The organism is Maricaulis sp., assembly GCF_048270265.1.
Classification (GTDB): Bacteria; Pseudomonadota; Alphaproteobacteria; order Caulobacterales; family Maricaulaceae; genus Maricaulis.
In genome coordinates this window covers 18,311-30,553 of record NZ_JBLWTD010000002.1, presented here as the reverse complement: position 1 = coordinate 30,553, position 12,243 = coordinate 18,311, and the positions used below count along the sequence as shown (strand labels likewise).

The window sequence follows — 12,243 nt, the reverse complement described above, 5'->3', positions numbered from 1 at the left end:
TCAATCCGATACAAAGCCTGTCCTGGCAAGCATTGCCCGGGTCGAAGCGTCATAGCGGCTTAATTCGCCGTCCAGAATACCCTTCGTCAGCACCTTTCCCAGTTCGACGCCCCATTGGTCAAACGGATTGATGCCGTAAAGCACACTCTCGACGAAAACCTTGTGTTCGTGCAGCGCCAGCAGGGCGCCCAGCGTTCCGGGGGTGAGCGCGTCAAGCAGGAGCACCGACGAGATACGCCCTCCCGGCATCGAGCGTTGCGCGGCGAGCGCCGGATCATCTCCGGCAGGCAGCTGCACCCCGTCAAGCAAGGCAGCGCCCTGCGCCGCCATATTCGCGGCCAGCACGCGTTCGCGCGGGTCGTCACTGGCGAAATGGCTCGCGATACCGATGAAGTCGACCGGCGTTACATCACCGCCCTGGTGCAGCCACTGGAAGAAGGAGTGCTGGACCTCGGTACCGCAGCCACCCCAGACAAGGGCGCCACCCGGCAGGGGAGCCGGTTCGCCATTGGCGGTGACCGATTTACCAAGCGATTCCATCTCGAGCTGTTGCAGATAGCCGGGCAGCAGGCCGAGGCGCGCCGAATAGGCGGCGACACAGCGGCTGGGATGGCCGAGCAGGTTGCGATTCCAGAAATCCACCAAGGCCTTCACGACCGGCAGGTTCCGCGCCAGCGGTGCGATCGCGAAATGCGCATCCATCGAGCGCGCGCCATCACGGAATGCGGCAAACACATCCGGCCCGAGACCGATCTCCAGGCTCAACCCGACGGCGCTCCAGACCGAATAGCGGCCACCGACCCAGTCGGGGAAGTCGAAGACATTGTCAGAAGCGATCCCGAAGGCGACGGCCTTGTCCCGGGCGGCAGAGGCGGCCGCGAAATGGCGCCCGGCCTGGGCCGCTCCGACATGGCCCGCCAGCCAGTCGCGCGCCGCCTGCCCGTTCATCAGGGTCTCCTGGGTCGAGAAGGACTTGGAGGCAATGATGAAGAGAAGCGTCTCCGGATCGGCACCGGCGACCGCGTGTTGCAGATCGGTCGGGTCGAGGCTGGCGACAAAGCGCAGTTCCGGCCCGGCCCCGGCATGGTCGGCCAGCGCGTCCGCAACCAGACGCGGACCGAGATCGGATCCGCCGATCCCGATATTGATCACCCGGCTGACCGGCTTGCCCGCGGGCCGGAAATCCCCGCCACGCACCCGGGTGGCAAAGGCGCGGGTCTGGGCCTGGGTCTCATCGACGAGGTGTTCCGCGTCCGAACCCTGAACCCTTGCGCCATGACGATAAGCCGTGTGCAGCGCCGGCCGGCCTTCGCTGGCATTGACGATCCCGCCCGAAAGCAAAGCGTCGCGCCGGGCCGCAAACCCCAATCCCTCGAGATGGGCCACAAGCGCCGCCAGGCTCGACGGGTCGAGCCGCTGTTTGGAAAAATCCAGTTCAATACCGGCATGCGCCATGAGCAGGGAAGCTGCGCGCCCGGGATCGGCGCCCATCAACTCCCTCAGACGGACCTCGCCGAGGCGCGCCGCATGCGCTGTCAGTTCTGGAGGAAGCACGATTTCGTCCTCATCAATAGCGGCCAGGGGGAACTAGAACCCGCCATGCCGGAACACAAGGAAATGCCCGGCGCTGCGAAGCCGGGTCGCGGGCTCATTTCGCCCCGCCGGACACGCCGGCCGGAGCCGGCGCGAAACGGATACATTCGGCGACACCACCAAAGGCGTGATAGAGCGTGCTCGCAGGTATCCGGTCGGAACGCGGCCGGCCATTTCCGTCAAACTGATCGATCCATCCGCCGGCGACAATATCTCCAAGGTGATAGCCCAGCAGACCGGCCCCGGCGCGCTCGACATGGTCGCAGCTTTCACGGCGGCCGGCCCGGCACAACAGCACCGCCGTGCGCAGCCACTCGGTCTGCATCCAGGTCCGCGATGAGCCGTCCAGCACCTCGCCAAGCGGGTTGATCGCGGCGTTCAAAAGTCCGGTGCGCGGATTGATACCAACGCGCATTGCCGTCTCGAACATGGCGTTGGCCGCCGGGTCGATCGGCTCGCCCCCGATGCGTTGGTATTCGTGCAGCAACCAAGCCCATTCGCACAAATGTCCTGGCTCGACGACCTTGCCCAGATCGCCGGTCGCCCGCTCCCAGTCCGCATTGAAGAATTCATGCACCATGGAGGTCGCCGGATCGTAGAAAACCCGGTCGAACAACGCCTTGATCGCGTGAGCTCCGGCAAGCGCCTCCCGGCTGCCGCTCGCCTCGTGCAGCGCCATCAGGGCTTCGAACAGGTGCATGTGCGGGTTCTGCCGCCGCGGCCATTGTGGTCCGGCAATCGATTCACGATAGCCACCGGCCGGGTCGGCGAGTGTGGTGTTCAGGAAGTCGAGTGTCTCGGCGGCGAGCTCGTACCAGCTCGCGTCGCCACTGGCGCGGCCGAGCCAGGCCAGGGCGAGCAGGATGAAAGCGTGGTCATAGAGGTCGCGGACCGAACTGGCGACATCACCAGTCTCGGTGAGCTGGTGGACCCAGCCGGGACTGCCGTCGACCTGCCAGGCGCGTTGCCGCAGCAGGGTCGCGGCCTCCTCGGCCCGCTCGAGACCGTCGAACCAGCCTTCATGGTGTGCACGGGCAAAGACGTAAATCTGCCGCGCCTGCACCCGCACCCGCCGGCGCTCGCCAGCGATCGCCGAGCCGTCCAGCGCCACAGATTCACGGAATCCGCCATGCACATCGTCCCAGCCGTGCGCGGCCCAGAAGGGCAGCGCCGTCTGCAACCCCCAATGTGCAATTCTGCCTACCCCGTCCACGCGGAACCCCGATCAATTGGCTTACGGCAATCTATCAACCCAGCGCGGCCATGTCCTCGTCGGAGATATCGAAATTGGCATACACATTCTGGACGTCATCGCTGTCGTCGAGGGCATCCATCATCTTCATCAGGCCGGGAACCTTATCGCTGGGCACCGGAATCAGGTTCTGCGGCTTCCAGATCAGATTGACCGAGACCGGATCGCCGAATTTCTCCGATAGCACCCCGACCACCTCCATCATGTCTTCACGTGCGGTGTAGACGATGTGCTGGCCTTCATTATCGTCATCGCCCTCCTCGGCCGCGACGTCCTCGGCACCGGCCTCGATGGCGGCTTCCATCATGGTGTCCTCATCGGCCACCGAAAGCGGGAAGCGGATTTCGCCGACATTGTCGAACATGAAGGCGACCGAACCGGTCTCGCCCATATTGCCGCCATTCTTGGCGAAGGCGGTGCGGACATCCGCCGCTGCGCGGTTGCGGTTATCGGTCGAGACTTCGACGATCACGCCGACACCGCCGGGACCGAAGCCCTCATAGCGAATGTCTTCATAGCTGTCGGCATCGCCGCCGGCGGCCTTGTCGATGGCGCGCTGGATATTGTCCTTTGGCACCGACTGGCCCTTGGCGATCGAGACCGCGAGGCGCAGCCGCGGATTGGCATCAATATCACCACCACCCAGCTTCGCCGCGATCGTGATGTCCTTGGACAGTTTGGAGAACAGCTTGGAGCGAAGCTTGTCCTGCCGCCCCTTGCGGTGCTGGATGTTCGCCCATTTGGAATGTCCGGCCATGTTTGGCTTCCCTATGCCTGCAAATTCGAGGGGTTTTCCTTACCCAGAATGACCGTGAAAGGCCACTCGATTAGCCACATACGGGTGTGGCGGATCATAACAGGTCGTGATGTCCGCCATCCTTGAGCGCATCGACGATTTTCTTGACGCTCTGGGCATCGTCGCGATGAACGACCAGAACTGCGTCGCCGGTGGCGACGATAATCAGGTCCTTGACCCCGTGAATGGCCACCTTGGCGCCATTGGAAATGACGAAGGAATTCTCGCTGGCGTGAATGCTGACATTGCCGCGCGAGGCATTGCCGTTTTCGTCCTTGTCGGAAATCGCCCAGAGCGCATCCCAGGATCCGACATCCGACCAGCCGATATCGGCAGGAACGACAACCGCCTGGCTGGTTTTTTCCATCACCGCATAGTCGAAGGAGATAGACGGGCAGGCCCCGAAGGCTGCCGCATCGAGCGTCAGCTTGGTCCCGGCCATCGCGGCGTGATCAACGGCGGCGCGGCTGCAGCGTGCGACTTCGGCGCAATGCGCATCCAGCTCACGGATCAGCGCGCCGGCACCAAACAGGAAAATTCCGGCATTCCAGTAGTATTCGCCACTGGCGAGAAAATCCGCAGCCGTCTCGGCATCCGGCTTTTCGGTGAAGGTGCGGACGTGAAAGCCTGACAGGACCGGTGCACCGCGGCGGATATAGCCATAGCCGGTCTCCGGCGCGTCCGGTTCGATCCCGAAGGTGACCAGCTGCCCCTGGGCCGCCAGGGCTGCCCCGTGCGCGATCGCCTGGTGGAAACCGTCAATGTCGCGAATATGATGGTCGGCGGGCAGCAGCAGGATGAGCACATCATCGCCCAGATCGCGCCGGACCAGCTCGGCCGCCACTGCCGCGACGGGCGCCGTATTGCGGCCAACCGGCTCGACAACATAGCAGGAGGGCGCACAGCCGAGCTCATCGAGTTGCGCCCGGGCCCGCTCATACTGACACTCATTGAGGACGATGATCGGTGGCTCGAACTCGAAATCCTTCGAGGTCGCGGCGACGCGGCGTGCGGTTTCCTGCACCATGCTCAGCTCGGTCACGAGCGGATGCAATTGCTTGGGATGGGCGGCGCGGGAGAGCGGCCAGAGGCGTGTCCCCGACCCGCCCGACATGATCACTGGAACAATACGCACTACCATTCGCCCGCCCTCATTGAGCTGCCCCCTGCCGGTCAGCCGTGCCTGCACGCAACTCTACAATTGCACGCCGCCAATGCACAGGCCTGCCCGCAGGTTAATCCTGTTCGGCCACCATCCGGGCCTGTAACATCGGGCCGGACCATGACAAGCCGGGAGATTGGCATGAAGACACCTCTGTTCGCGACATTCGGCGGCATCGCCGCCCTGGCGCTCGTCTGGATCCTGTGGCCCGCGCGGCTGGACCCGGCCTTCTGGGATGAGCCCGAGGCCCCGGCCCTGACCGGCGTGCTCGAGCCGCGTGGCCGGCTGGCCCAGGCCGTCGAGATCGGGCGAGGCCTGCTCGACAGCGCCGAGGACGTCGCGCTGGCGGCCGATGGTTCGATCTATACCGGCCAGCATGATGGCTCGCTGGTCCGGCTCTGGCGCCATGATGGCGTCTGGCAGGTCGAGACGATTGCCCGGCTCACCCATCTGCCCGTGCTCGGCCTGCAATGGAGCGCCGATGGCCGGCTGATCGCCGCCGCATCGGACGGAATCTATGCCGTCAATGTCGCGACAGGCGCAACGGAGACGCTGGCGACACAGCTGGCTGGACGTCCGCTCGGATTTGCGGACGATCTTGATGTCGGACCGGACGGCACGATCTATTTCACCGAGGCGAGCTGGAAATGGGCCAATACCGCCGACCACCCGTCCTACCAGTATGACATGGCCGAGAACCGCCCCTATGGCGCCCTGGCCGCGCTGGACCCCGTCAGCGGCGAGACGCGCGTCCTGATGGATGATCTCTATTTCGCCAATGGAGTCGCGATGGCGGCCGACGGACAGTCTGTCTTCGTGCTGGAGACCTACCGCTTCCGGCTCAGCCGCTACTGGCTGGACGGACCGCAGGCCGGGAGCTGGGAGGTGGTCGATGACAATCTGCCGGGCATTCCCGATGGCCTGATGGGCGACGGCGCGGGCCGGCTCTATATTGCCATGGACACGCAACGCGTTCCGCTGCTGCGCTTCCTGCACCGCAATCCGGTTCTGACCCGGATGATCACCAAACTGCCCGACTGGGTCTGGCTGCGCGCCGGCACACCGCAGGGCTTTGTCCTGGTGATGGATGAAGACGGCAATTACCTGGACAGCTTCCACGACCCGGACGGGCGGTTCGGACTGATCGCCAATGTCGTGCCGGATGGGGATGGCGGCCTTTGGATCGGCTCGCTGACCGAGGATGTGATCGGCTATTTCACCCAGCCCGAAATGCGGGCAGGTGCAGACGCGGCCACCGATTGATGGCCGGGGCCCCGCGCGGCGCGGCGCTGGTCAGAGATTGGCGACCTTGCCTTCGCTCGCCGCGCGTGTGGCGGGCGGGAAATTGCGGATGGTGAGGAAGTTGAGAAACTGCCCCAGCATGCTCGCGCTGTCGGTCTGTACGACACGAATATAGGACTCGGATTCCTGCAGGCTGGTGGTGAACACACAGGCCTGGTTATCGGTACCGTCTTCCTCGCAAGTTCTCAGGAAATCGACCAGATACTGATCAAAAACAAGGGCATCCTGCGCCTTTTCGAACCGGATCGTCTGCTTGAACATACCGTCCCCCGATGGTCGATGCATACCACGCGCGCCACGTTGAACGAAGCACCGGCACCCCACGCGCGAGTGGGTGTACGGCATTCCCTTTCGGTGCGCCTGACAGATGTCCGGCTCGTCTCGGCCACGACTTTCTGTCCTCGATCACGCCAGCGCCTGTTTCGCCATTCTTGCAAATGCGGCGGCATGTCTCCCGTGATCAGGATCATGACAAATGCGTAATTTTTCAAGGGGCGAGAGTCAGCCCGCACCGCAAAAGGCTTGCAGGTGCCGGACGACACAACTGAAAATGGTCCGCTCAGACTTGCGGAATCAGCTCGCTCAACTGGCCACCAATCCGGATTGGCTCACAGCGGACCGCCAGCCCCGTCGCATCGTCGGTTTCGACAAAGACGCCGCAGGCCGTGGCCTCACCGGTCGCCGGCTCGAAACGGCCGGTGCGCATCCGGGTGGTGAAGCGGCGCAGCGGCTCTTCCTTGTCCATGCCGATAATGGAGTCGTAATCGCCGCACATGCCGGCATCGGTCTGATAGGCGGTGCCGCCGGGCAGGATGCGGGTATCGGCGGTCGGGACATGGGTGTGGGTGCCGACAACCAGGCTGGCACGGCCGTCACAATAGACGCCCATGCCCATTTTCTCGCTGGTCGCCTCGGCGTGAAAATCGATGATGATCGCATCGGCAACCTGCCCCAGCGGTGCGGCCGCCAGTTCGCGCTCGATCGTCGCGAAGGGGTCGTCGAGGGTTTCCATGAACAGGGCCCCCATCAGATTGACCACCAGCACACGCGAACCATTGGCCGCCTCGATGAGGTTGGCACCCTTGCCCGGGGTCGACCCGGCCGGATAGTTCGCCGGACGCAGCAGGCGCGGCTCGCGATCGATATAGGTCAGGGTCTCGCGCTGGTCCCAGGCATGATTGCCCAGGGTGAGCGCATCGACACCGAGATCGAACAGGCCTTCGCAGATCTTCTCGGTGACGCCGAAACCGGCCGCCGCGTTCTCCGCATTGACGACGACGAAGTCGAGCGCCAGGCGCTCACGCAGGTCCGGCAGGTGTGCCTCGAGCGCCCGCCGTCCGGTCTTGCCGACAATATCACCGAAAAAAGCGAAACGCATGCAGAGCTCCAGGCCAGATCAAGCCGCGGGATATGGCGCATATCGGCGGCAAAGTCCAAATCATCGCTGATGATCGTGGCCGCGGCCTCAGGCCGGAACCGGCGATGCCGGAACATAATCCAGGATCGGCGCCAGCGCCCGTTCGGCATCCTCGAGCAACCAGCCCCTGCGCGCGGCGTAGTCCTCGACCTGGTCACGCAGGATGCGGCCGACGGCGAAATAGCAACTGTCCGGGTGGGAGAGATACAGGCCGGAAACCGACGAGGCCGGCGTCATGGCGAAGGAATTGGTCAGGCTGACGCCGGTCGCTTCCGTGGCATCGAGCAGGGCGAAAAGCGTGCGTTTTTCCGAATGGTCCGGCTGGGAGGGATAGCCCGCTGCGGGCCGGATGCCGGCATAGGTTTCCGCGATCAGCTCCTCGCGTGACAGGGCCTCGCCGGGCGCATAGCCCCAGTGCTCTCGCCGCACCTGTTCGTGCAGCCATTCGGCACAGGCCTCGGCGAGCCGGTCCGAGAGGGCCTTGAACATGATCGAGGAATAATCGTCCTTATCGGCGGCAAAGCGGGCGTGGATCGCCTCATTGTCGCCGGCTGTAACGACAAAGCCGCCGAGATAGTCGGCATGGCCGGGCGGCGCGATGAAGTCGAATTGTGACAGGTGCGGCCGGTCATTATCCTTGGCCGCCTGCTGGCGCAGGCCATGGAAGGTCTGGAGCTTCGTCGCCCGCGTCTCATCCGCGTAGAGGACGGCATCATCGCCGACGCGATTGGCGGGCCAGAAGCCGCAGACAGCTTTCGGCGCAAGCAGCTCCTCGGCAACGATGCGCTTGAGCATGGCCTGGGCGTCGGCAAACAGGTCGCGCGCAACAGCCCCCCGTTTGGGATCGTCGAAAATCGCCGGATAACTGCCCTTGAGCTCCCAGGTGAAGAAGAAGGGCGTCCAGTCGATATAGTCGATCAGCGTCTCGACCGAAGGCGAGAAACTCTTCGTGCCGGTGAAGGCCGGCCTGGGCGGGGTATAGGCCGACCAGTCGCAATCCCAGGCATTCGCCCTTGCCTTCTCCAGCGGCAGACGCGCCTTCTTGGAGCGGGCCGCGAGACGGCGTTCTCGGATCTTGGCCAGGTCTTCACGCACCCCCTGCGCATAGGCATCGCGGTCAGCGCCCAGCAGTTTGGAGACAACGCCGACGGCGCGGCTGGCATCAAGGACATGGATCACCGGGGCGACGGAGATCGCCGGATCAATCTTGACGGCGGTGTGGGCCGGGCTGGTGGTGGCGCCGCCAATCATCAGCGGCAGGGTGATATTGCGCCGCTCCATCTCGGAGGCGACGAAGACCATCTCGTCGAGTGAAGGCGTGATCAGTCCGGACAGGCCGATGACATCGGCCTTTTCGCGCAGGGCGGTCTCGATAATGGTCTCACAGGTCACCATCACACCGAGATCGATCACCTCATAACCATTACATTGCAGCACGACGCCGACGATATTCTTGCCGATATCGTGGACATCGCCCTTCACCGTCGCCATCACGATCTTGCCGGCCGAGGATTGCGCCTCGCCGGCGGCCTCCTTCTCGGCTTCCATGAAGGGGATGAGATGGGCGACGGCCTGTTTCATCACGCGCGCCGATTTCACCACCTGCGGCAGGAACATGCGGCCATCGCCAAACAGGTCGCCGACGACATTCATCCCGTCCATCAACGGGCCTTCAATGACGTGCAGCGGGCGCTCTGCCTGCTGGCGTGCTTCCTCGGCATCCTCGACGATGAACTCATTGAGGCCGTGGACCAGCGCATGCTTGATGCGCTCATTCACCGGCGCCTCGCGCCAGGCGAGATCGCGCTCCTTGGCCCTTGAGCCACCGCTGTCGCGATAGGTCTCGGCCTCGGTGAGCAGACGGTCGGTGGCATCGGGCCGGCGGTTGAGAATGACGTCCTCGACCAGATCACGCAGCCTTGGTTCGATATCGTCATAGATGTCGAGCTGGCCCGCATTGACGATACCCATATCCATGCCGGCATGAATGGCGTGGTAGAGGAAAACCGTATGCATCGCCCGGCGCACCGGTTCATTGCCCCGGAATGAGAAGGACACATTCGAGAGCCCGCCGGAGACATGGCAGCCGGGCAATTCCTTGCGGATGCGGCGCGTCGCCTCGATGAAGGCGACCGCATAGTCATTATGCTCCTCGATCCCGGTCGCGACGGCGAAGATATTGGGGTCGAAGATGATGTCTTCCGGCGCGAAACCGACCGTATTGACCAGGAGATCATAGGCCCGCTTGCAGATCGCGACCTTGCGGTCGGCGGTGTCGGCCTGACCCTGCTCATCGAAAGCCATCACGACGACGGCGGCACCATAGGCCTGGCACAGACGCGCCTGTTTGAGGAAGATCTCCTCGCCTTCCTTCAGGCTGATCGAATTGACGATCGGCTTGCCCTGCGTGTTCTTCAGCCCGGCCTCGATCACCTCCCATTTGGAGCTGTCGATCATCACCGGCACCCGCGCCACATCGGGCTCGACCGCGATCAGACGCATGAAGGTCGTCATCGCCTCGACGCTGTCGAGCAGACCTTCATCCATATTGATGTCGATGATCTGGGCGCCATTCTCCACCTGCTGCCGCGCGACCGCGACTGCGGCGGCGTAATCGCCCGCTGTGATCAGGCGGCGGAACACCGCCGAGCCGGTCACATTGGTGCGTTCGCCGACATTGACGAAGGTGGAGACGGGAGTGGTCATGGGGAAACGATCTCAGGCTGACAGTTCGAACGGCTCGAGGCCGGCGAGGTGCATGGCGCGCTCGCGGGGCTCAGGCCGGTGCGGCGGGGCGCCTTTGGCGGCGGTGGCGATGGCGCGGATATGCGCCGGGGTCGTGCCGCAACAACCACCCAGGATATTGACCAGGCCTGAACGGGCCCATTCGCCCAGATGCGCCGCCGTCTGGTCCGGCGTCTCGTCATACTCGCCCATATCATTGGGCAGGCCGGCATTGGGGTAGGCGAGAATGCGCGTATCAACGATACGCGACAGCTCGGCGATGTAGGGCCGCAACTCGTCCGCCCCCAGCGCACAATTGAGCCCGACGGACCAGGGCCGGACGTGACGGACCGAATACCAGAAGGCCGTCGCCGTCTGGCCGGACAGGGTTCGGCCTGACCGGTCAGTGATCGTGCCCGAAAGCATGATGGGCCGGTCAATGCCCTCATCGGCACGCAAATCGATCAACGCCTTGATCGCGACCTTGGCATTGAGCGTGTCGAAGATGGTCTCGACGAGGAAGAAATCGACATGATCCGCCATCGCCCGCGCCTGTTCGGCATAGCTGGTGCGGAGTTGGTCGAAATCGACCTCGCGAAAGCCGGGATCATTGACCTGGGGCGAGATCGACAGGGTCTTGTTGGTCGGACCGATGGCGCCGGCCACAGCCTTGGGCGCACCGGTCAGTGCCTCCTGCTCGTCAGCACTCTCGCGCGCCAGCCGGGCACCCTCGCGGGCGATTTCCGGTGCCAGGTCCTGCATCCGGTAATCGGCCTGGGCGATCGAGGTCGAGGAGAAGGTATTGGTCTCGGCGATATCGGCGCCGGCCTCGAAATAGGCGTGATGGATCGCCTTCACCGCCGCGGGGGCCGTGAGGTTGAGGATATCGTTATTCCCCTTGATCAGCACCGGCCAGTCGGCAAAGCGCGCGCCGCGATAACCGGCCTCGTCGAGCCTGAGGTCCTGGATCTGGGTGCCCATGGCGCCATCAAGGATCAGGATGCGCTCGCGGGCGATCTGTTCCAGGGCTGCGAGCCGGTTGCTGCGCCCACTCATGCCGCCGCCTCCGTCAGCGCGGGCCGCGGCTTGACGCCAAGCAGATGGCAGGTCGACAGCGCGAGTTCGGCGCGGTTGAGGGTGTAGAAATGGAAATCCTCGACTCCGGCCTCGCGCAGATCCGAACACAGCTGCGCTGCCAGGTGCGCGGTCACCAATTGCCGCGTCGCCGCATCGTCATCGAGCCCTTCGAAATGCTGGTGCATCTGGTTGGGGATATGGGTGTTGCACAGGGCGGCGATGCGGGTCAGCCCCTTGAAATTGGGCTGCAGCATGATGCCCGGAACGATCGGGATGGAGATCCCGGCCCGCACGGCGCGATCCCGGAAGCGCAGGAAGGTCTCCGGTTCGAAAAAGAATTGCGTGATGGCGCGCGTCGCCCCGGCATCGATCTTGGCCTTGAGCAGGTCGAGATCATGCTCGAGGCTGGGGCTTTCGGGGTGCTGTTCCGGATAGCAGCCGACCGAAATCTCGAAATCGCCGATGGCCCGGATGCCCGCCGCCAGCTCGGCCGCATTGGCATAGCCGCCCTCGGTCGGGACATAGGCCTCGCCCAGCCCCTGGGGCGGATCACCGCGCAGCGCCACGATGTGACGCACGCCGGCGGACCAGTAGTCGCGGATCACACCATCAACCTCGCTGCGGCTCGCCGAGACGCAGGTCAGATGCGCCGCGGGCCGGATATCCGTCTCGTCGACAATGCGGTGGACGGTACGGTGGGTGCGTTCGCGGGTCGAACCGCCGGCACCATAGGTGACCGAGACAAAGGCCGGATCGAGCGGCTCAAGGCGGCGGATAGAGTCCCAGAGCGTCGCCTCCATCGCTTCCGTCTTGGGCGGAAAAAACTCGAAGGAGACGGAGAGTTCGTCGCTGGAAGCCGTGCCTGCACTCATGATTTCGCATCCCGACCGGCCTGGCACTGCAGGCTCTTCGCCCCGCCG

The 12,243-nt window shown here is 64.2% G+C and carries 10 protein-coding genes; 1 reads left to right on the top strand and 9 read right to left on the bottom strand.

From position 1 onward, the window contains the following. From pgi to ACN0YF_RS01780, 4 genes are all read right to left on the bottom strand, one after another. Window positions 1-1,554, bottom strand: a complete 1,554-nt coding sequence (gene pgi / locus ACN0YF_RS01795) for a glucose-6-phosphate isomerase (protein ID WP_417493104.1) — start codon at window positions 1,552-1,554, stop codon at window positions 1-3. 94 nt (window positions 1,555-1,648) lie between these two features. Further along, window positions 1,649-2,773, bottom strand: a complete 1,125-nt coding sequence (locus tag ACN0YF_RS01790) for an AGE family epimerase/isomerase (protein ID WP_417493102.1) — start codon at window positions 2,771-2,773, stop codon at window positions 1,649-1,651. A gap of 67 nt (window positions 2,774-2,840) precedes the next feature. Next, window positions 2,841-3,602: a YebC/PmpR family DNA-binding transcriptional regulator gene (locus ACN0YF_RS01785; RefSeq protein WP_417493101.1), complete on the bottom strand. Its 762-nt coding sequence runs from the start codon at window positions 3,600-3,602 to the stop codon at window positions 2,841-2,843. 94 nt (window positions 3,603-3,696) lie between these two features. After that, on the bottom strand, window positions 3,697-4,782 hold the full coding sequence (locus tag ACN0YF_RS01780) for a mannose-1-phosphate guanylyltransferase/mannose-6-phosphate isomerase (protein ID WP_417493100.1): 1,086 nt from the start codon (window positions 4,780-4,782) through the stop codon (window positions 3,697-3,699). A 162-nt stretch (window positions 4,783-4,944) separates the two neighbouring features. On the opposite strand from ACN0YF_RS01780, the gene ACN0YF_RS01775 reads away from it, so the two are divergent. Further along, window positions 4,945-6,066: an SMP-30/gluconolactonase/LRE family protein gene (locus ACN0YF_RS01775; protein ID WP_417493099.1), complete on the top strand. Its 1,122-nt coding sequence runs from the start codon at window positions 4,945-4,947 to the stop codon at window positions 6,064-6,066. A gap of 30 nt (window positions 6,067-6,096) precedes the next feature. On the opposite strand, the gene ACN0YF_RS01770 is transcribed toward ACN0YF_RS01775, so the two are convergent. The 5 genes from ACN0YF_RS01770 to metF all read right to left on the bottom strand — a co-directional run bounded on the left by ACN0YF_RS01770 (window position 6,097) and on the right by metF (window position 12,195). Continuing rightward, window positions 6,097-6,366, bottom strand: coding sequence for a hypothetical protein (locus ACN0YF_RS01770; RefSeq protein ID WP_417493098.1), 270 nt, complete (start codon window positions 6,364-6,366; stop codon window positions 6,097-6,099). A gap of 298 nt (window positions 6,367-6,664) precedes the next feature. Beyond that, complete coding sequence (locus tag ACN0YF_RS01765; RefSeq protein ID WP_417493097.1) at window positions 6,665-7,483, bottom strand: TIGR00282 family metallophosphoesterase; 819 nt, start codon at window positions 7,481-7,483, stop codon at window positions 6,665-6,667. A gap of 87 nt (window positions 7,484-7,570) precedes the next feature. Beyond that, on the bottom strand, window positions 7,571-10,228 hold the full coding sequence (gene metH, locus ACN0YF_RS01760) for a methionine synthase (protein ID WP_417493096.1): 2,658 nt from the start codon (window positions 10,226-10,228) through the stop codon (window positions 7,571-7,573). 12 nt (window positions 10,229-10,240) lie between these two features. Next, on the bottom strand, window positions 10,241-11,302 hold the full coding sequence (locus tag ACN0YF_RS01755) for a homocysteine S-methyltransferase family protein (protein WP_417493095.1): 1,062 nt from the start codon (window positions 11,300-11,302) through the stop codon (window positions 10,241-10,243). Beyond that, complete coding sequence (gene metF, locus ACN0YF_RS01750) at window positions 11,299-12,195, bottom strand: methylenetetrahydrofolate reductase [NAD(P)H] (RefSeq protein ID WP_417493094.1); 897 nt, start codon at window positions 12,193-12,195, stop codon at window positions 11,299-11,301. Before metF ends, ACN0YF_RS01755 begins: the two co-directional genes overlap by 4 nt. Window positions 12,196-12,243 lie beyond the last annotated feature (48 nt).

Bases quoted from the DNA above. Each gene is read 5' to 3' on its own strand.
- ACN0YF_RS01755 (WP_417493095.1), bottom strand. From the start codon at position 11,302: ATGAGTGGGCGCAGCAACCGGCTCGCAGCCCTGGAACAGATCGCCCGC.
- ACN0YF_RS01770 (WP_417493098.1), bottom strand. From the start codon at position 6,366: ATGTTCAAGCAGACGATCCGGTTCGAAAAGGCGCAGGATGCCCTTGTT.
- metH (WP_417493096.1), bottom strand. From the start codon at position 10,228: ATGACCACTCCCGTCTCCACCTTCGTCAATGTCGGCGAACGCACCAAT.
- metF (WP_417493094.1), bottom strand. From the start codon at position 12,195: ATGAGTGCAGGCACGGCTTCCAGCGACGAACTCTCCGTCTCCTTCGAG.
- ACN0YF_RS01775 (WP_417493099.1), top strand. From the start codon at position 4,945: ATGAAGACACCTCTGTTCGCGACATTCGGCGGCATCGCCGCCCTGGCG.
- ACN0YF_RS01780 (WP_417493100.1), bottom strand. From the start codon at position 4,782: ATGGTAGTGCGTATTGTTCCAGTGATCATGTCGGGCGGGTCGGGGACA.
- ACN0YF_RS01785 (WP_417493101.1), bottom strand. From the start codon at position 3,602: ATGGCCGGACATTCCAAATGGGCGAACATCCAGCACCGCAAGGGGCGG.
- ACN0YF_RS01765 (WP_417493097.1), bottom strand. From the start codon at position 7,483: ATGCGTTTCGCTTTTTTCGGTGATATTGTCGGCAAGACCGGACGGCGG.